This is a genomic window from Rhodopirellula sp. J20-39 (assembly GCF_057365095.1).
Window position 1 is genome coordinate 4,452,109 of sequence record NZ_CP195123.1, and the last position, 21,184, is coordinate 4,473,292.

13 protein-coding genes are annotated in these 21,184 nt (G+C 56.4%); 9 read left to right on the forward strand and 4 right to left on the reverse strand.

Features of this window, described 5'->3' with window-relative positions:
• Entirely contained in the window at positions 1–2,544 is a 2,544-nt protein-coding gene (locus ACR3ZL_RS16220) for a DUF1592 domain-containing protein (RefSeq protein WP_473652076.1), read from the reverse strand.
• A gap of 495 nt (positions 2,545–3,039) precedes the next feature.
• Here ACR3ZL_RS16220 and ACR3ZL_RS16225 point away from each other — a divergent pair, with 495 nt between their 5' ends.
• From ACR3ZL_RS16225 to map, 3 genes are all read left to right on the forward strand, one after another.
• The gene (locus ACR3ZL_RS16225; protein ID WP_473652075.1) at positions 3,040–3,582 is read left to right on the forward strand and encodes a sigma-70 family RNA polymerase sigma factor; all 543 of its coding nucleotides are present in this window, start codon (positions 3,040–3,042) and stop codon (positions 3,580–3,582) included.
• Positions 3,579–5,099 (forward strand): DNRLRE domain-containing protein, encoded by a 1,521-nt coding sequence (locus ACR3ZL_RS16230; RefSeq protein WP_473652074.1) that lies wholly within the window; start codon positions 3,579–3,581, stop codon positions 5,097–5,099. Before ACR3ZL_RS16225 ends, ACR3ZL_RS16230 begins: the two co-directional genes overlap by 4 nt.
• Before the next feature lie 133 nt (positions 5,100–5,232).
• Complete coding sequence (gene map / locus ACR3ZL_RS16235; RefSeq protein ID WP_473652073.1) at positions 5,233–6,030, forward strand: type I methionyl aminopeptidase; 798 nt, start codon at positions 5,233–5,235, stop codon at positions 6,028–6,030.
• Between the two features lie 54 nt (positions 6,031–6,084).
• Here map and ACR3ZL_RS16240 read toward each other — a convergent pair whose 3' ends face one another.
• The 3 genes from ACR3ZL_RS16240 to ftsH form a co-directional block, all read right to left on the reverse strand.
• Complete coding sequence (locus ACR3ZL_RS16240; protein WP_473652072.1) at positions 6,085–6,300, reverse strand: hypothetical protein; 216 nt, start codon at positions 6,298–6,300, stop codon at positions 6,085–6,087.
• Positions 6,301–6,334: 34 nt separating this feature from the next.
• Positions 6,335–7,630 carry an IS4 family transposase gene (locus ACR3ZL_RS16245; protein ID WP_473652071.1) on the reverse strand — a complete coding sequence of 432 codons (1,296 nt, stop codon included), beginning with the start codon at positions 7,628–7,630 and terminating at the stop codon, positions 6,335–6,337.
• A gap of 370 nt (positions 7,631–8,000) precedes the next feature.
• The gene (ftsH, locus tag ACR3ZL_RS16250) at positions 8,001–10,097 is read right to left on the reverse strand and encodes an ATP-dependent zinc metalloprotease FtsH (protein WP_473653544.1); all 2,097 of its coding nucleotides are present in this window, start codon (positions 10,095–10,097) and stop codon (positions 8,001–8,003) included.
• A 635-nt stretch (positions 10,098–10,732) separates the two neighbouring features.
• Between ftsH and dxr the strand changes: the two genes are divergently transcribed.
• The 6 genes from dxr (at position 10,733) to rfbA (ending at position 20,883) form a co-directional block, all read left to right on the forward strand.
• The gene (dxr, locus tag ACR3ZL_RS16255; RefSeq protein WP_486172782.1) at positions 10,733–12,166 is read left to right on the forward strand and encodes a 1-deoxy-D-xylulose-5-phosphate reductoisomerase; all 1,434 of its coding nucleotides are present in this window, start codon (positions 10,733–10,735) and stop codon (positions 12,164–12,166) included.
• Between the two features lie 253 nt (positions 12,167–12,419).
• Positions 12,420–14,660: a site-2 protease family protein gene (locus ACR3ZL_RS16260; RefSeq protein WP_473652069.1), complete on the forward strand. Its 2,241-nt coding sequence runs from the start codon at positions 12,420–12,422 to the stop codon at positions 14,658–14,660.
• A gap of 1,081 nt (positions 14,661–15,741) precedes the next feature.
• The gene (locus tag ACR3ZL_RS16265) at positions 15,742–17,070 is read left to right on the forward strand and encodes a nucleotide sugar dehydrogenase (protein WP_473652068.1); all 1,329 of its coding nucleotides are present in this window, start codon (positions 15,742–15,744) and stop codon (positions 17,068–17,070) included.
• Between the two features lie 119 nt (positions 17,071–17,189).
• Positions 17,190–18,251, forward strand: coding sequence for a dTDP-glucose 4,6-dehydratase (gene rfbB / locus ACR3ZL_RS16270; protein WP_473652067.1), 1,062 nt, complete (start codon positions 17,190–17,192; stop codon positions 18,249–18,251).
• A gap of 541 nt (positions 18,252–18,792) precedes the next feature.
• Complete coding sequence (locus tag ACR3ZL_RS16275) at positions 18,793–19,671, forward strand: SDR family oxidoreductase (protein ID WP_473652066.1); 879 nt, start codon at positions 18,793–18,795, stop codon at positions 19,669–19,671.
• A 288-nt stretch (positions 19,672–19,959) separates the two neighbouring features.
• Positions 19,960–20,883 carry a glucose-1-phosphate thymidylyltransferase RfbA gene (gene rfbA / locus ACR3ZL_RS16280; protein WP_473652065.1) on the forward strand — a complete coding sequence of 308 codons (924 nt, stop codon included), beginning with the start codon at positions 19,960–19,962 and terminating at the stop codon, positions 20,881–20,883.
• Positions 20,884–21,184 lie beyond the last annotated feature (301 nt).

A 21,184-nucleotide genomic window follows, 5' to 3' on the forward strand; every position in this document is an offset into this window, starting at 1 on the left:
TTAGCGTGATTGAAATGAACGGGATTGAACGAAGGCGTCCAAGAACGCACGAACGGAGTAGTTACTTGCTTTCGCCGCCGACATCATCTCGTCGGCCAAATCTTGATCGGTGAAGCCGTAGGGTCGCCCAAGCCCATAGGCGATCAACGCTTCGGCAAATCCGCGAGCGAATTGCTCTTCACGAGAAGCAATTGCGTCACGCAATTCGAAGTAGCTGGCGAACTCGGTCCCATCGGGCAATTGGCCATTGGGCAGGATGTCGAACTCAACCGTCTTCTTTCGGCGTCCTTTTCCGGTGGTCAGCAATTCTTTGTCCCGCCATAAACCGTCCGCGTCGAAGTTCTCCAGTCCGAAGCCGATTGGATCAATCTTGCGGTGACACTGGGCACATTGCGGTTCCTCTTGGTGCGCCCGCTGTAGCTCGCGAGCGGACAAAACCTCGCCCGCCAAACGCCCCAACTGAGGCACATTGGGCGGCGCCGGTGCTGGCGGATCGTTCAGCAAATGACGCAATACCCAAGCACCGCGTTCCACTGGCGACGAGCGCAAACCATCCGACCCCATCGCACTGACCGCGGCCGTTCCCAACAATCCACCGCGAGGTGATTCGGACGGAATGGAAACCTTACGGAACTCATATCCTGATACAGCGGGCAAACCGTAATAGTCCGCCATCACATCGTTCACCACTACGTAATCGGAGTCCAGCAAATCTCCAAGCGGCAACGACTCATTCATGACATGCATGAACGTTTGAAAGATCTCCTCGCGTGCGTTCTCGCGTGTTGCATTGTCAAAAGTTTGAAACTGCACACCGTCAAACTGAAACATGTCTAGCCGTTCCATGCTCAACCATTGGTGCACGAAGTCGCGAACAAAATTCACTTGTTTCGGATCCGCCAGCATTCGCGTGAGTTGTTGGTCAAGTATCACCGGATCATGTAACTCGTTATTGACAGCCAATTGCATGAGATCGTCATCCGGCTGGCTACTCCACACCAGGTAAGACAAACGAACGGCCAGTTCCGTATCCGAAAGCCGCCGGGAATTTTCTCGCTCCTCCTCGACCATATACAGGAACTCAGGCGATGCCAGAGTGATCGCCAGCGGGTCAATCAACGCCTCGACCAAAGATTGGCCCATCTTTCGGTTGGCATGATAGTGCCCGAATAGTTGCTTCAGGAATTCTCGGTTTGGTGGTGTGGACCGGAAAGCTCGCACGGCGAAACGCCGCAAAACTTCGATCGCGTAGCGGTCGTCGCTAAAACCATCAGGACGCTCGATCAGAATTCGATTCGCCGCGTTTGCGGGAGCCAAATCCGGCTCAGGCCCTGACACTTCCGCCCAATCGATCCAAACCCCGGGAGGTGTTCCTAACCCATTTTCCTGTTGATGGATCGTCCACAGGTTCTTGTCCGCGCGGTCCTGGTGCGTCCGCTGGTGAAGCCAGAGTTGTTCCCGTTGCCCAGGTTGATGGTCAAACTCGAAGGTCAGAATTTCTGGATCATCCAGCGTTGCGGTCACCTTCCGCCAGCCCAGTCGCTTGGTGGAGCTAGCATATCCCGACGAGAGTTCGACGTAGTGAAACCGGCTATCCGTTCCAGGGTAATGTGCCGCACGAAACCGAATCGTGTACTTCCCCGAGGCCCCTTCGAATAACGTCGGCAACTTCACCTTGGTGTAGCCGCCACCCTTGATCGTCAACATTAACGCCACGCCCGTCTTGGTCTCCGGACGTTGCAGATACTCCTTCAACTGAGGCGACCAATCGCGATACTGCGACAGATTTTTCCTAGCCTGGTATTCATCCAGGACGCCAAACTCCGACGGTGGCTTTTCGTCCTGGGCCTTCCACGCCATCGAACGCTCGTACTCATCCGTGATCTTGTCGAGGTACTCTTGGTAAACCTTGGTTTGTGCCTCTTCCGGTTCGACGCGGCGGGTTCGGGACGGCGCTTTTTTTGTAGGGATCAGACACAATTGCAGTGTCGCCCTGGCAGTTTCCAAATAGTTTTCAAGCTGGTCGCTGGAAAAGAATAGCGATGCACCCTGGGTATCGAAGCCCGCTCCCGCTTGATCGTCGGGCAATGAACTGACGTCTGGCGTCACTCCCAGCAGATCCTCGATCGTGTTTTCGTATTCCCGCCGATTCAAACGTCGCAGCGGAATCACGCCGCCTGAATCGCCCAGAACTTTGCGTGCCAAGACCATCTGGTCGGTCAGGTCTTCCAGGAACCGAGCTTTGTCCTGGTCGGTCATCTGTTCCGCGTCCTCTGGTGGCATCTCGCCTGAGTTGATCGCGTTGAGCACCTTCTGCCACATGTTGGCGGTGGCAATGTCTTGGCTGACCGTTAATGGAATACTTTCCAAATCCACACCCGCTTCGCTCTCGTCGGTACTGTGGCAATCCAGGCAGTACTTTTCGAACACAGCAAGATGCTGCTCGGTCATCTTCGCTTCACGTGCCGATGACTCAGCGAGCACCAACGCAACCGGTGAGCAAAGGAGACAGACGAAGATGAGGAGCAGAGCGATTGATTTCATGCGGCTAGTGCTTTGGCAACAGCGATTTAACGGCAGTTCTTGGTAGTGGACGATTCTACGAGTCCGTTCCAATCATGGCAGTGGACGAGGCATACGAGTCCATCAGAAACGAACTTCACGGAGGGATTCGTTGCCTCATCCAATACGGTTGGAACTCGACGTTCGGGTACGAGTCGTGGCTATCAACTACCAGGCGCCCGACCGCGGCCAATCTGACAAGAAAATGACGATTTCTGACAAAACCTGGGTCACGTGCGGATTTACCTGTCAAAATTCGTTCCTCAAGCGACTTGCACTCGTATTGCCCGGTACTGAACCTGCCCAGTACTGAACCGACGACCGAAACTTTGTCCGCAGGACGCATTGACTTGACCGTCCGACCAAGACTGCCTTCGTCAGCAACCCGGAATCGTCCGGCAACCTTGCAAAGTCCTCCGCCTAAACTGCGGCTAAGTTTTTCCACCGCCTAGCCGTCCCGCAAACGCGCACCATCCGATGTCATCCACCCGTCCCGCGCCAGACCGCACCGAAGAGTTCATTTGTTTGTTAACCGAACACGAACCTCGTTTGGCGCACTACGCCACCCTTCTTATCCCGCACCTACAAGATTCCGACGAGGTGCTCCAGGAAGCCAAACTGGTGATGTGGCGAAGCTTTGGTCGTTTCGAATCCGGCACCGATTTCGGGGCTTGGGCACGCAAGGTCGTCTTTCATCAAGTTTTGAAGTTCCGACGTCGCCCCTCCAGACGCTTGCAACCCTTTCCTGAGGAGACACTGGAGTTGCTGGCCAGTGAGATCGGTGGCTTGGAAAAGGAGTTGGACCAACGCCAGTCGGCTTTGGCGGGTTGCATTGCGAAGTTGCCCGATGACCACCGCACCATCATCTCTTTGCGTTACTTCGACGAGCAATCGATCGACCGCATCGCTACCACTACAGGACGTAAGGCCGACGCCATCTACCAATCGCTTAGTCGCATCCGACGGTCGCTGCACCGCTGCATTACCGACGCCATCCAAACCCAAGGTCGATCCGCATGACCAACCAATCCAATTCAAACGATTCCTTTGGCGACGATTCTTCCGATCCAATTTGGGAGCAGGCTTACGAGCTATTCGACAAAAGTATCGAGGGAACGCTGACCGAGGCCGATGCGGCTCAGCTCAACGAGTTGGTAGCGGGCGATCAGGCTTTCCGCCAAGGCTATCTGCGATACATCAGCACGCATGCGGCACTGCATCGCACGGCAATTCCAGTCAGTGCCGCCGACAATCGGGATCTGCTTGAAAGTGCATTTGCACCAGACGACTCCAATGCACTCACGCCAAGACAAGCAAACGCGAACCGCCAAGCTCCGTGGCAAAACTGGTTGCTCGCGGTCATGGCCGCCGGGATCGCGATCCTGGTCGTCGATTGGTTTGTCGATTCCAAACGCGTTCAGCCTCTGACGCAACAACCCGATGTCGTCGCCACGCTAGTCAGCAGCAAAGGTTGTTCCTGGGGCGAAAGTTCGTTGCCGACATCGCCAGGGTCGCAACTCACGCGAGGGCGCATCAACTTGTTATCCGGGCTGGCCACGCTCCAGTTCGCATCGGGCGTGAACATGTCTTTAGAAGCTCCTGCGGATGTTGAGCTAATCGATTCGATGAACTGCGTCCTGCACGATGGCCGGCTATTTGCGACCGTTCCGTCACAAGCTCAAGGCTTTCGCGTGGACACCAACGCTGCCGTACTGGTCGATCACGGAACCTCATTCGGCGTCGCTGTCGATCGCATCGCTGGGATGACTGATGTGCAAGTGTTCGAGGGTGTCGTGGACGTCCAACAACGCACCACGCAAAAGAAGCAACGCATGCTAACGGGCGAACGCACGATCGTTCAAGACGAACGGTTCGACCAAATTGACTTTGATGCCGATGAGGTGCCCGCCGCGATCAGCGACAACAGTGCTCATGACGATTTCCAAAACGCCATTTCGATCACGACTCGGGACGGCCAAGGGCGTGAAAAGAACATCCTGCCCTTCGAACCACGCTCGGGCATCTTCAAAACCCGCTTGGTCATCAAGAACTCCACCATGAATGCGAAGTACAACTCGAAGGCTTACCTCGCCTTGGACCTCGCCGCGATCCAAGGTAAGTCGATCGAACGCGCCTCGTTTCAACTTAGTATCATCCCGTCGACTCGTGGTTATGCATCGCTGGTTCCCGACGCCACCTTCGCCGTCTACGGCTTGACCGACGAGAGCCAGGACGACTGGGAACCGGATTCTTTGACTTGGGAGAACGCCCCTGCCAACAAAGCGGGTGCGGCGATCGATCCATCCGACAGCGTTCTGCTTGGTCGATTCGTTATTCCGCAAGGGCAAGACAGCGGCTACGCCACAATTGAAAGTCCTCAGCTTGTGAAATTCCTCGCCGCTGACACTAACGGAATCGCCACGTTGATTCTTGTTCGCGAGACCAGCGAGACGAATGTTCGCGGGCTCGCCCACATGTTTGCCAGCTCCGCCACCCGCAATGGTGTCGCTCCAACCCTCAGGGTGATCAGCAGATAGGGATGCGAAGCTGGACACCGGAGCCGGTATTTCGAGTCAGAAAACTCTAAGAAAACTTGCCGAAGGCGGATATTTAATCGGCCAAACAAACCTGCTAGACTGACGCGGCACTCATCCCCCGTGAAAGCAACGCATGCTTACCAAGCAAAAAAAACTAATCCTCTCGCACGCTCAGCGCGACATGATGCGGCGTGCCGGCAGCGTGAACGCTGAACTGATGGACGTCCTCCGGCCGCACGTGAAAGCCGGAATCAAGACCATCGAAATTGACAAGATGGTCCACGAATGGACGTACGACCATGGCCACAAGGCCGCCACGCTGGGGTACCAAAAGTATCCGAAATGTTGCTGCATCAGCGTCAACGAAGTCATCTGTCACGGCATCCCCGATGAAACCGAACTGAAAGATGGGGACATCGTCAACGTTGACATCACCACCATCGTCGACGGTTGGCACGGGGACCAGAGCGAAACCTTCCTGATCGGTGAGGTCACTGAGGAAAAACGAGCCGTGACGCAGTGTGCATTCGATTGCATGCATCTAGCGATCGATCAACTGACGCCGGGTTGCCGAGTCGCCACGATCGGCGAAACGGTCACCCCCGAAGCCCATCGCCGCGGCTTCACGGTCGTTCGCGAATACGTCGGACACGGCTTGGGCCGACAATTCCACCTCGATCCGTCGATTCCCCACTTCCCGAATCGCCAAAGCCGGATCGACCGTCTGTTCGCTGGCATGTGCTTCACGGTCGAGCCCATGATCAATGCGGGAACCCGCTACACCAAGAGCGACAAACAGGACGGCTGGACGGTGCGGACGAAAGACGGACGCCCTTCGGCCCAATTCGAGCACTCGATCCTGATGACCGAAACCGGCCCCGAAATCCTGACACAAACCAAGAACGGCCCGCAAAAAGGCCACCGGTTTTAAGAGAAACCGTCAAGGATTTACAATGAAACACCAGCCCCCGTTGGTGTCCAGCCTTCAGGCTGTTCCAGGTAGCCACAAAGTGGCGGCAAACAAACAACGCCCCACCCGGAAAACGTCCAGGTCCCAAGCGGCTAAAGCCTGGACTCCAGCGCATGTTGGTGTCCAGCCTTCAGGCTGCCCCAGGTAGCCACGAAGTGGCGGTAAACAGACAACGCCACCGAGCGGGAAACGTTCAGGTCCCAATCGGCTAAAGCCTGGACTCCAGCGCATGTTGGAGTCCAGCCTTCAGGCCAATACCGCTAAGTTACGAGCGTATCGTTCGGGCGAATTCATGCTTGGGAGCTGGCATTTTCCGGTGTTCCTGGCGTTTCTTGGGCCATTTGCTTTGAGGACGTTTAATCACCCGAGGATTGACCCGGTTTCGGCGTGGCTCAAGTACCTGCAGGCTGATCTCTTGGATCATCGTTTCGTACCAGCCTGCGAACAAGCGGGGTGATCGCGGCGACTCGACAAGACTGACACGCAAGACGTTCACGGTGCCCGTGAACGAGATCCCCCTTGGCGGTACATCGGCTAAGGCGGCGGCCTCAAATGCTAACTTGCGGATGGTGAAGTGAGCGATCAGCAAGCCGTAGATCTCCTGCACCACTCCCGCAGGTGTGTGGCTGCGGAGCTTCGGTGAATTTCGCAAGTGAGTCTTCGCTTCATCAATCGCAACCTCTTCTTCCCAGCGATCGTGATACAGAACGATGAGCGTTTGAGCCGGAGTTTCGATAGGGTCAAGAAGCGTGGTAACCAAACGATGAGCTTCTCTATGACCGACACGCTGCGGGTCATCCAAGGTGTACTCGATCACCCGCACCTTGGTGCCATTGCGATCATGCAGTCGGTCGTAGTCAGTGGCGTAAATTTCCGATAGGTAAGAACCGTCAGCAAACGCTTTCATATTGCGGAATCGGCGGTTTATTTTTGACCGACCCAAAAAGTCAGATCCTCCGTCGACGACCTGCTGCATGAGTTCATACGCGCAGAAACCGATGTCGAATAAAAGCAAGCTTTGGGCTGGCAAATCACGGTAAACATACTTTGCCAATGTGACTTCACCGCAGCGAATCGGCTTGGCAAGAAAGCTGAAAAAGACACGCGAGCCGATCTCGCAAAGAGCCACAATTCGGACTTGGGGGAACGCCCCGAAGGAGGTTCCGTTCTTGGGCCTCCCGAAGGCTCGGCGACAGTCATCACTGTCGGGCACATTCAAGACGAAACCATCAACGGCGACGAGTCTTCTTCCCGCATAAAAAGCCCCCGACGTTTGGGCATCGCACAGACACCGGACAACCCTTCGGTAAACCGAGGCCATGATGGGGACGCCGACGCGAGCTCGAGCTTGAGTCAGGGCACTGGAGGTGGGCATCATCTTACTGGAGAATCGATGCAACCATCGGAAGACTTGGGTGTAGTTGTCGTTGCCGAACAACCAAATTGAGATATTAAACAAGACCATGACTTCGGCGGGACACTTTCGGCTTGCTCTTTTCTCCAAATTCCGATGACGAACCTCGGCCCGAAGCAAGCGACAGTTGACCGTTTTTTTAAGCACGCGATCCGCTCGCGCCCGCTGAACTTGTCTTGCTTCTGCGAAGTCTGGGCGTCATGATTGGCCATGGCAGCGTCCTTGCTGAGGGGATGTATTTGAACACCACGATCCTCGCAGGGATGCTGCCTTTTTTGAAGATTAACTTAGCGGTATTGGCCTTCAGGCTGCTCCAGTTAGCCACGAAGTGGCGGCAACAAACAACGCCACCAAGCGGAAAACGGCCAGGTCCCAATCGGCTAAAGCCTGGACTCCAGCGGATGTTGGTGTCCAGCCTTCAGGCTGCTCCAGGTAGCCACGAAGTGGCGGTAAACAGACAACGCCACCATGCGGAAACCGTCCAGGTCCCAATCGGCAAAAGCCTGGACTCCAACGGTTATCCTTGAGACTGTTCGGTATCGTCCGATTCGCGAGGGACGATCTTGGCTTTCGGTTTTTCGTTGACCGTGCCAGGTACCAACCAGGGGCCAGAACTGTGCTGTTTGATCAGTCGCATTAGTTCGTCGCTGTCGATTGCTTCGACCTCAAGCAGTCGCTGTGTGACCGCTTCGAGCACGTTACGACGTTGGTGCAAAATCTCACGAGTTTGCGTCAGCATGTCCTCGACGATTCGCGACACTTCCTTGTCGATCATCTTGGCCATCTCTTCACTGTGCATGACCTGGTAATCACCGCCACCGGAGCCCGCTAGGAACGGCGAACGCATGTTGCGGCGAAGGTTGATCCGGCCAATCCGGCTCATGCCGTAATCCATCACCATGCTGCGTGCCGTTTCAGTGCAACGCTCCAGGTCGTTTTGAGCTCCTGTGCTAATGTCCTGGAACACCATCTCTTCGGTCAGTGTCCCCGCCAACATCACCTTCATCTGGCTTTCCAGTTCCGACTTGGTCATCAGGAACCGTTCCGATTCAGGTCGCTGCATCATGTAACCGAGAGCGGCCAGACCTCGCGGGATGATACTGACCTTGTGAACCGGATCGGTGTTCGGCAATGCCGCGGCAACAATCGCGTGCCCCGACTCGTGATAAGCAACGCGGATTTTTTCATCCTCGTTCATCACCCGGTTTTTCTTTTCCAGCCCCGCCGTCACTCGCTCGACGGCATCGTTGAACTCATCCATACCAACGGCACTCTTGCCGTTCCGGGCAGCCAGCAACGCCGCTTCGTTAACAAGGTTCGCCAAATCGGCACCCACGAAGCCACTGGTGATCGATGCGATCCCCTTCAGCTCGACTCCTTCGTCCAACTTCACGTTTTTGACGTGCACCGACAGGATCTTTTCACGACCAGCAACATCCGGCCGATCCACCAGCACGTGCCGGTCGAAACGTCCTGGACGCAACAGTGCCGGGTCGAGCGTTTCAGGGCGGTTGGTTGCCGCGACCACGATCACGCCTGCATTCGCGTCGAAACCATCCATTTCCACCAGCAATGCATTAAGCGTTTGCTCGCGTTCATCATGGCCGCCGACCGCATTGCCGCTGCGGCTTTTCCCCAACGCGTCCAACTCATCGATGAAGATAATGCAGGGAGCTCGCTGGACGGCTTGCTGGAACATGTCACGCACTCGCGCGGCACCAACGCCGACAAACATCTCCACGAAATCGCTACCCGACAAACTGAAGAACGGCACACCGGCTTCTCCAGCGATCGCCTTCGCCAACAACGTCTTACCGGTACCGGGAGGCCCCACCAACAAGACGCCCTTGGGAATTCGGCCGCCCAACGCTTGGTACTTTTCGCTCGCTCGCAGGAAGTCCACCACCTCTTGGACTTCGTCGACCGCTTCGTCGATCCCCGCGACATCCTCGAACGAAATCGGCAGGTCATCTTCGCTGTACAGTTTGCCGCGGCTTCGGGAGAACGACATCGGCGAACCGACGCCACCGATCCGGCGGAGCATGACGATTCCCAATGCCACAAGGACACCGATCATCAGCAACTCAGGCCAATGGTTTTCTAAGAAACGACTCGGCCGATCGTTGTCCCACTGGACGCCCGAACGATCCAATAACGACACCAGTTCCGCCGCGATCGCATCGTTGGGATAACCGCGGATAGTCAGGAACTCAACTTCCTTCTTTTCCGACTTCTTTTCACCATCCTTTTCAGCGACGACTCGGTAATCGATCGTTCCGGTGATCCGGTCGTCGGCCAACAAGATGTTGCGCGGGCGGCTGTACTCGACGATGTAACTTTGATCTTCGGCAGCGACGGTGATTTTTGCGTCAGCGGCTGCAGCATTTCCGTTGCGAACCAATTTAGGCTGTGCATCGGTTGCCGATCCAGCGTCCGCAACATCGATGTTGTCGGCAGCGGCCGGCGCTTCATTGTTCGATGTATCGGAACTCGGCGAATCAGCACTCGATGAATCCGTTCTCAGCGACTCCGTTCCCGACGAACCAGCTCCCGCCGAATCAGCGAGTGACTGGATAGCCTGCGATTCGTTCTGTTCCGCGGCCAGCGTCAACAACCGTTTCAGTTGTGGGTAAGGAAGCCTTTTTCTTGTGTCCGAGACCAGGAACGCGCTGATCAACACCGCAGCGGTGATCGCGATCAACACCAACCAGATATTTCCGGTTCCGCGATTCTCGGTGGACGGACGGTTCGATTTAGGTTTTTCGCTCATTAGAAACGTTTGATTTTTTCAAGTGAATGAGGTGAAGAGATTGTCGCAGGCACACGTTCGAAGTTAGTCACGCGTCGCCAGATCGCCCGACCGCCGCACGGGGGACCTGCTGAAATCCGCTGAACCGCGTCCTGGCGTGCCAGTTATCCGGTTTGTGAACCCTATTCCGTTTGGGATCCCGGTATTCGGATTGTGACGCTGGGCCACTTGGGCCATCATACCGGCCCGTCGAACCAAGCCTGCCCCCGATTTGACGCCCAAGCTAGCCGATTCGGCAAGCGTGCTACACCGCGATGCAAACCGCATTGCGGACAAGTCTCAATCGAGGCTCGAATCATAGGGACGAACCGGGGACAAAAAAGGTTTGGTCGTTCGTTTTTGCTATTCGTTGTCCTGACTGTCCTATCTCGCACTTGTCCGATTCAACGCACACTAACGAAACGCCCTCGCCCGGCACTGCCTCCCGTCCGGATGCCTCCATGGAAGAATCGGCAACGAACCCGCAAACTGCGACAGGCTCGCCTGGCCAATTGAGCCCTTCGAGCCAACCGAAATCGTCCAGCGAATCGGAATCCGCGGGTCGATCCTGCTCGTCCGGCCGCGTCGCCATCCTAGGCGCCACCGGCAGCATTGGCACGGCCACGCTGGACGTGATTCGGTCGCTTCGCCAGGCGGATCCGGGATCGGATTGGCGAGCGTGGTCGCTGTCAGGACACAGCCGCATCGACTCGTTGTCACGTTTGGCCGCCCAATCGGCGCCGCTTCCCGAAACGGTGGTGGTTTCTGACGAAAGCCGCCGGGACGAGGCGGACACCTGTTTAAGGAAGCTGAATCTGCACGGGCGATGCCGCCTCGACTGCGGGCCTGAAGCACTCGTTCGAGCCGCGACGGCCCCGGAGGTCGACACCGTGGTCGCCTCCATCGTCGGCCGTGCCGGATTGGAAAGCACCCTCGAAGCAGTCCGTGCTGGCAAACGAGTCGGTCTGGCCAACAAAGAAACCCTGGTCATCGCCGGCCCCGTCGTCACTCAGGCCGCGGCGGCGAGCGGTTCCGAGTTATTGCCGATCGATAGCGAGCACTCCGCGATTTACCAGTGTTTAGCCGAATCGCGACACCTGGCGACTCGCTCACCCCATACCAATGACAACGATTCACAAGCAGGCCAGGACGGTTCGCCAGCGACCACTCATCCAGCGACGAATGACAGCGATCCTGCGGCCGGCTCCTTCTCCCGACGTTTTCCTGGCGTGCGGCGGTTGATCCTGACGGCCAGCGGCGGGCCGTTTCGCGATGCCACCGCTCAACAAATGCGTGACGCCACGCCCGCCCAGGCGCTCAATCATCCGACCTGGGATATGGGCCAAAAGATCACGATCGATTCCGCCACGATGATGAATAAGGCGTTGGAGATCATCGAAGCCAAATGGCTTTTCGACGTACCTGCCGATCGCATCGAAGTCGTGATTCACCCACAATCGATCATCCATTCGCTTGTCGAGTTCGAAGACGGCAGCGTGATCGCCCAGCTCAGTCCGCCGGACATGCGACTTCCGATCCAGTACGCACTGACCTACCCAAACCGCCTGCCTTGCCCAGCACCCGTTTTGGATCGCCAAAAGCCGTGGGAAATGTCGCTGCTGCCCGCCGATCACGAGCGTTTCCCGGGCCTTTCGCTGGGATTCGAGGTCGCGAAGGTGGGCGGAACCGCTGGCGTCGTGGTCAATGGTGCCAACGAGATTGCGGTTCCTCTGTTCCTGGATGGCAAAATTCGCTTTACTGACATCGTTGAACTTTGCCAGCAGACGCTGCGTTCTCACAATCACGAGACGTCGCCAAGTTTGTCTCGTTTACTTGAACTGGACGCCTGGTCTCGTGACTATGCGAACAAGTTGGCCGCCAAGATCAACGTTTGAGACGTACACTTACTAAAACCGCAGTGCTGCGGTATTTCGACTTTCGCATTTTTAAGGCCACGGCTTCGCCCATTGTGGAACAATTGTCCTAATTGTTTCGCCTGCATAGCTGACTCAGGGTGCCAAACAATTGAGACAATTGTTCTACTCTGCCAGTTGCGAGCGTTCTAATTCATTTCATCTGAAGCGACTTTTCGCCTGAAAACCTTGATCGCTCGACTTCCATTCCTCACCCCCAAATTCTTCACGATTCATGTCATCGTTGTTTGATACCTCTTACGTTTCCATGCTTTTGGCCGCGACGGAAGAGCCCAGTGCACTTTTCGCGTTGCTGACTTCGACGTGGCTGTGGACCAAAGTGGCCCTCGGCATCGGCTTGGTGATCTTCGTTCACGAGCTCGGTCACTTTCTGGCCGCCAAGCTCTTTGGCGTGAAATGCGAGAAGTTCTACATCGGTTTTGACGTGCCGATTCAAATTGGGCCGATCAAGTTCCCTCGCACACTCGGCAAATTCACCTACGGCGAAACCGAATACGGAATCGGAATCATCCCACTGGGCGGCTACGTCAAAATGCTGGGCCAGGACGATGATCCCCGGAAAGCGGAAGAAGAGGCCAAACGGATCCGGTTGGCGCAGGAATCCGGCGATGAAAACCCAGCCGAGCCCGCTCTGGATCCACGCAGCTATCCTGCTAAAACCGTCTGGCAGCGGATGATCATCATCAGTGCGGGTGTGGTCATGAACGTGATCACGGGCGTCCTGTTCGCCGCGATCGCCTATTTCTACGGCGTTCCGTACACCCCCGCCATTGTCGGCGGCGTGACTCCAGGCGGCCCCGCTTGGGAAGCTGGAATTGAACCGGGCGGCCAGGTCGTCTCGGTCGCGGACCTACCCGATGACGACCAACTTCACTTTAACGAGATGAAGCTGGCGATCATGACCGAGGGCATGGACACCCCTGAAGAGCCCATTGATGTGCGGCTTTCTTATGGTTCCGAGACGCGCAACTACCAACTCACCCCGCAATCGCACCCGCTCGAGCCAAGCCTGCGGCTGATCGGGATCCACGGCCCCACCGGCACGAAGCTGACTCCGAAGTTGTTTGCGATGCCCAACAGTTCGGCAGCGAAGGTGCTGACCGACGAAGATTCGGCAGCGGAAATCATTGCGTTCAACGGCAAGTCGCTCGACGAAACCGCATTGATGCCGATCACTCCGGTTCTCAGCGAAATTGTCAGCTCACCGACCAAGCCGATCGAGATGACGCTGGTAACCGCCAGCGGAGACCAACGGACGATCACGCTCGTCCCGCAACCCGAAAAAGACTTCGGTCTGCGTTTCGCGATCGGTGAAATCAACGCCTTGATCAAAGGCGGCCCTGCTGACCAAGCCGGTATGAAGGTCGGCGACACGATCCTATCGGTCGACGGCGACGATGACCTCGACGCGTATTCGATGCTGCTGCGAAACTGGACTCCTGGCGAAGCAGTCGAGCTGAAAGTTCGCCGAGGCACCGGCGACGACGCCGTCGAGAAAACACTTTCGGTCGTCCCCACCCAAGCCGTCCAAACCAAATCACCCGTATCCGAACTCGGTGACACGATGGGGATTCAAGCTCTTGGCTTGGCCTACGCACCGACAGCTATGATCCATGCTCTGACGGATTCAAACGCCGATCAAGACGTCAGTTTGCAACCCGCTAGCGGAACTTCCGCCAGCGAAGGAAATTCAGACGCGACCAGCGATTCCAAAACAGCTACCGCGTCTAGTACCACGAAAAGCAAACTTCAGGTCGGCGACGTGATTCGGGAAGTGCGAATCCGCTTCCCCGACGCCAAATCGCGTGAATCGTTGGCTGAGTCACTCGGTGAAGAAACGATCAAGCTGCTGACCAAGGGCTGGGAACTTGGACCATCGATGCCACTGGGCGTCCTAATGGAAACGATCCAGGTCCTGCCAATCGGCACCGAAGTCATCGTCAAAGGCACTCGCCCACCCGAAGGCGCGATCGTCGAAGCAACGCTGTCGATTCGCCAATCAGATCGATTCTGGTACGACCGCGGGATCAATTTCGCATCCGTCGACGCGATCCAAACTGCCGACTCGTTCTCCGGAGCACTTGCACTAGGCTGGCGTGAAGGCGTCCGCCGTCTCGGCAACGTCGGTCGATTCCTGGGCATGTTGGTGACCGGCAAGGTCCAACCCAAGTTCCTGGGCGGCCCCATCCGTATCGCCCAAATGGCCAGCTACGAAGCCGAACGAGGCATCTCCGCCCAGTTGCTGTTCCTTACCATGCTCAGCATGAACCTCGCGATCTTGAACTTCCTACCAATCCCCGCCCTCGACGGCGGCCACATGATGTTCCTAATCGCCGAAGCCATCCGAGGCAAACGAGTCGACGAGGCCTTGGAAATGCGTCTCACCTTCGCCGGTGTCCTAGCCCTGCTAGCCCTGATGATCTTCGTCTTCGCTAACGACATCCTTCATCTCTAGCAGACGGGCACAAGCGGCCCCCAGTAGATTGCGTTGAACTGCATTCCCAACCTCTCCCGGCGAAGCGGGGAGAGGTCGAGCAGAGCCGTCCAGGCGAATGTGAGGGTGAGGGCCCAGCACTGAATCCCCACCAACACAACAGCAAACTAGAGACACGCCCTCCCCCTCGCTTTGCTCGCCCCCCCAGGAGGAGGGATTCTTTAAGGTTGCGTGCAAACGCAACAACCAGCTAAATCAACCTCTCCCGGCGAAGCGGGGAGAGGTCGAGCAAAGCCGTCCATGCGAGGGTGAGGGCCCAGCACTAAATCCCCACCAACACAATAGCAATCCAGCGACACGCCCTCCCCCTCGCTTCGCTCGACCCCTCCCAGGGGGAGGGGTTCTTTAAGGTTGCGTGCAAACGCAACAACCAGCTAAATCAACCTCTCCCGGCGAAGCAGGGAGAGGTCGAGCAAAGCCGTTCAGGCAAATGCGAGGGTGAGGGCCTACCCCTGAATCACCAAAGCCGATAGCTCAGAACCGCTGCACACCATTGCTATAGCCCTCAAACGCATTCAATCTTCTCCCCCCCGGGTTCCTTCTGTCTTCCCGAACGGTTGAAACGATTAGTTCAACCGCACCGCGACATCTTCGCGACGAGCGCAATTTGCCGAACGCGGTCATTGCAAAGGCACCTCCTTTGAATGATGCTTTGGTTCCTGCAAAGCGGCCATCTTCCTATCGGAAACAAGCGTTTTGCAGCGAGTGTTTCAACAACATTGCATTTCAGAATGGCCCCCAAACGGCTAGCAGCCAGCGGTTCCACCTAGCTCTGAATTCAAAATAGCGTGAAGCATCGCTACGCCTCGCCACTTCGGTCAAACCCGAAACTTGATTTGGCGAAGTACCTCATCACCAACTCTTCTGACGACAGCAACGAAGACGGTAGCGCACTGAGATTTCGAATCTCAATGTGTCACCCAAGGGGACGAAGTCCGCGCTGACCGCAGCACTTCCGGATATCGCAATACCTAGATGCTGCCGCTCCAAGACGAAGCCCTCATCTGCACCTTGATCTCCCTCTTTGCCAACTAGCATTCCAATGAGCTCTGACTTCGCCAGCAAGATCCAAGACAAGTCCGCAACGATCAGCGTCGTCGGCTTAGGCTACGTTGGCCTTCCGCTCGCACTCGCCTATTCAAATGGCGGCTACAACACAGTCGGCTTCGACATCGACGAAGCCAAAACCACGTCGATCAACAGCGGCAGAAGCTACATCAAGCACATCCCCGCTGATACGATCGCGGCTCAGGTTGCATCTGGCAAATTGGCTGCGACCACGGACTTCAAACAACTCCGCGAAGTCGACGCCATCATCCTGTGCGTTCCCACTCCGCTGGACCAACACTTCGAGCCGGATCTGTCGTACGTAGTCAGTACCATCGAAGCGATCCTGCCGCATATGCGGGCCGGCCAGACGATTAGCCTGGAAAGCACAACCTATCCTGGCACCACCGAAGAAGAGCTGGTGTCCCGAATCGAGAATGCGGGCTTCGAAGTAGGGAAAGACATCTTCGTTGTCTACTCACCCGAACGCGAAGACCCAGGCAACCCGGAGTTCGCCGCGACCAACATTCCCAAAGTGGTCGGCGGTCACACGCCCGCGTGCCTCGAAGCCGGCAAAGCACTCTACGGCAGCGTCTTCGACCAAGTCGTCCCGGTTAGTTGCACCAAGGTTGCTGAACTCACCAAACTACTGGAAAACATCTATCGCAGCGTCAACATCGGCCTAGTCAACGAACTGAAAGTCGTCGCCGACGAAATGGGCATCGACATTTGGGAAGTCATTCAAGCGGCCAGCACGAAGCCGTTCGGCTTCAAGGCGTTTTACCCGGGCCCAGGCCTTGGCGGTCACTGCATTCCTATTGATCCGTTCTATCTGACCTGGAAAGCACGGGAGTTCGGTGTTCACACTCGCTTCATTGAACTCGCCGGCGAGATCAACCGAGCAATGCCCGCTCACGTGGTACGTCGTTGTGCCGACGCACTCAATGAACAGAAAAAGTCCGTCAACGGCAGCAAAATTCTACTCATAGGCCTCGCCTACAAACCCAACGTCGACGACGACCGCGAATCACCGTCGTACGAATTGATGGAACGGCTGACCGCGCAAGGCGCGGACGTTAGCTACCACGATCCCTACGTGCCTGTCATTCGACCGTCGCGTGAACACTCGCACTGGGCTGGCACTCCGAGTGTCGCCTGGAACCAAGAAACCATCGCCGACTTCGATCTCGTATTGATTTCCACTTGGCATGAATGCCTCGACATCAACGAACTCGCGAGCTGGTCGAAGTACATCGTCGACACCCGCAACGCCACCGCGTCCCTGCCGATCGAAATCCAGGAAACCAAAGTCCTCAAAGCCTAACCAAGTTGGAGTCCAGGCTTCAGCCTGCCAAGCCGGCGCCATAATCAGCAACCCGCTATCGCCCTAAGAAGAATCGGCTAAAGCCTGGACTCCAACGGACGAAGGCCCAATAAATTCCCATGCCACTACCCAGAAAGCTACTCATCACCGGCGGTGCCGGCTTCATCGGCAGCAACCTCGTTCGCTTGGCCCTCAGCGAAGGTCACCAAGTCCTCAACGTCGACGCGCTCACCTACGCTGGCAACCTCGCATCACTCAGCGACGTCGAAGACAACGCCAACTATCGATTTGCGCAAGTCGACATCACCGACGCGGATGCGGTCCAACAAACCATCAGCGAATTTCAGCCCGATGCAGTGATGCACCTGGCAGCCGAGAGTCACGTTGACCGCAGCATCGACGGTCCAGGCCAGTTCATCCAAACGAACGTCATTGGCACATTCAATCTGTTGCAAGCCAGCCTGCAACACTACCGTTCGTTGCCATCCGAACAAGCTGAAACATTCCGGTTCCTGCACGTGTCGACCGACGAAGTCTACGGCAGTCTCGGCGCAACCGGCCAGTTCACCGAGACGACTCCCTACGATCCCCACTCACCGTATTCCGCCAGTAAAGCATCGTCGGATCACCTCGCCCGGTCCTGGGCCGATACCTACGGCCTCCCCGTCCTGGTTACCAACTGCAGCAACAACTACGGCCCGTATCAGTTCCCGGAAAAGCTGATCCCCGTCGTGATCCTGAAATGCCTGCGAGGCGAATCGATCCCCGTATACGGCAAAGGTGAGAACATCCGTGACTGGTTGTATGTCGACGATCACTGCCGAGCCCTGTTGACGGTTGTCCAAAAAGGCACCCCCGGCGAGACATACAACATCGGCGGCAACAACGAACGCACGAACCTGGAGCTCGTCAAGATGTTGTGCAGTTTGCTTGATGAGTCCCGGCCAAATAGCAATGGCCAACCGCACGAGTCCAGGATTGAGTTCGTCACCGACCGCCCCGGCCACGACCTCCGCTACGCGATCGACGCCAGCAAGATCCAACGTGAGCTAGGCTGGGAACCCAAAGAGGATTTCCAAAGTGGCTTCCGCAAAACCGTGCAGTGGTACTTAGACAACCAGACTTGGTGGCAAGACATCCTATCGGGCGACTACCAACTCAACCGGCTCGGAGTCGAGTAGCGAGACACTAGAAGTCCCCCCCAACCTCCCAGCACCCGTTGGAGTACAGGCCATAGCCGCCCAGCGTGTAACCGACAAGAGTAGAACAGCTGTCCCAGCTGTTTGGGTACAGCCCTTATAGCACCACCATCAAACAGTGCGGCCTCCAAACGATTGAGGACAATCGTTCTACTCTGCACTCACCAAAATCCGAGCCGCCGCAAACCACCAGCAGCCAGCACCCCAAAGCGGCTAAAGCCTGCACTCCAACCCTAAACCCACCCCCGTTGGAGCCCAGGCTTCAATTGCCCAACGCGTAACAAAAAGCAATTAGCCGTTAGCAACTAGCTAGCAGCCAGCAACAGAGAACAGCCCACAACCACCCCACAACCTCTCCCGGCGAAGCAGGGAGAGGTCGAGCAAAGCCGTCCAGGCGGATGCGAGGGTGAGGGCCCAGCACTGAATACACACCACCTCAACGTTAAACTAGCGATACGCCCTCACGACGTTCGTCCCAAGAAATGCCTGGCCCAGCCACCTCCTACTTTCCCGCTATCAAAATTTGATTCTTCTCCTAGGCGGCACCGGCTACGTCGGAACCGCATTCCGAAAACAACTCAGCCTCAACGGCACGGAATATCGATCCGTGTCTCGCTCGGAATGTGACTACACCGACTACGATCAAATCTCACGTCTGATTGCCGAATCAAAAGCGGACTTCCTCATCAACGCGGCCGGCTACACCGGCAAGCCCAACGTCGATGCATGTGAACTTCACAAGTCCGAATGCCTCGATGGCAACGCGGTCCTCCCCGGCACACTTCGTAATGCGTGTGAGAATGCATCGATCCCGTGGGGACAAGTGTCATCCGGTTGCATCTACACCGGGCGACGTGACGACGGAGCAGGCTTCACTGAAACCGACCCGCCAAACTTCTCGTTCCGGACCAACAACTGCAGCTGGTATTCCGGCTGCAAGGCGTTAGGCGAAGAAGTCTTGGCCGACGCCGAAAACACTTATATATGGCGATTGCGAATCCCTTTCAATCACGAAGCCAATCAACGGAATTATCTAGCCAAGGTGATGAAGTACAAACGGTTACTTCAAGCCGAAAACTCCATCTCACACCTCGATGAATTCGTCTCCGCCTGCCTCGCTTGCTGGACGCGACGAATCCCATTCGGCACCTACAACGTCACCAACACCGGCAGCGTCACAACGAAGCAAGTAACCGAACTGATTCGGAAACATCTACTACTCGAAAAGAAGTATGACTTCTTCGAAAGCGAAGCGGAGTTCATGCGGATCGCCGCTAAGACCCCGCGTTCCAATTGCGTGATGGATAACAGCAAGCTGCTGGCCACCGGAATCAAAATGCGAAACGTCAAAGAAGCAATCACGTATTCACTACAAAACTGGAAAGCCGAAACCGGTAAGTAACCCCCGTTGGAGTCCAGGCTTCAGCCTGCCCAACACGTAACCAACAAGAGTAGAACAGCTGTCCCAGCTGTTTGGGTTCAGCTCTATTAGCACCACCAAACAATTCGGCACCAAACGATTGGGGACAATCGTTCTACTCTGCACTCACCGAAACCCAAGCTGTCGCGGACGGCTAGCCGCAAACGACCAGAAACCAACACTCCCAATCGGCTAAAGCCTGGACTGCAACCACCTCAGCACGAGCGATGCAGACTAGGCAACGCTGATCGCATTTCACCTCTCGCTCCCATGCCTACTTCTCAACTCGCAACTAACAACTCGCCGCTACCGTCCGATGCTCCGCATCGTAAGGGCATCATCCTCGCCGGTGGTTCCGGCACTCGTCTACACCCAATCACCCGCGCAGTCAGCAAGCAGCTGATACCGGTCTACGACAAGCCCATGATCTACTATCCGCTCAGCACGCTGATGCTGGCGGGTATCAAAGACATCCTGATCATCTCCACACCACATGACCTAACAGCATTCGAACGACTCTTCGGTGACGGCAGCGACCTCGGACTGAAGTTCACCTACGCGGAACAACCCAAGCCCGAAGGACTCGCTCAGGCCTTCATCATCGGAGCCGACTTCATTGGCGACGAACAAGTCGCATTGGTCCTGGGTGACAACATCTTCTACGGCCAAGGTTTTCGTAAGATCCTGACCAACGCCAACGAAAAATCCGCAGGTGCTACTGTCTTTGGATATCGCGTCACCGACCCGACCGCCTATGGTGTCGTTGAATTCGACAATGAAGGCAAGGCGGTCAGCATCGAAGAAAAGCCGAAACAGCCCAAATCCAACTACGCTGTCCCCGGCCTGTACTTCTACGACAACGACGTCGTCGAGATTGCCGCCAACCTAAAACTATCGTCACGAGGCGAACTCGAGATCACTGCAGTCAACGACGCCTACCTCCAGCGAGGCGACCTGCACGTCGAATTGTTCAGCCGCGGTTTCGCTTGGCTCGATACCGGCACCAAAGATAGCCTGCTAGATGCCTGCAACTTTGTCGCGGCAGTCGAAAAACGCCAAGGCCTCAAGATCGCCTGCCTCGAAGAAATCGCCTACGAGCAAGGCTTTATCACCAAGTTACAACTAAAGACGCTAGCAAGCTCCTACCGCAACGACTACGGCGAATACTTAAAAAGAGTCGCAAGCTCCATCTAGCCCAATGGCACAGGCCGCCAGACTCCAACGAACCACTCACCCATCTCCCCATCTCCCCATCTCCCCATCTCCCCATCTCCCCATCTCCCCATCTCCCCATCTCCCCATCTCCCCGTCTCTCCGTCTCTCCGTCTCTCCGTCTCTCGCAACCGGCAACTCGCCGCCCCCCGTCCGATTGCAGCGAATGCGATAGCCAGACGCCCTGGCGAAGACGAACCGCAGCATTCTCACTTTGTAAGCATTGCTAATTACACTTCTGCGAGCGATGCTTGGGGAACGCACGCAAAGAGGTCCAATGGGT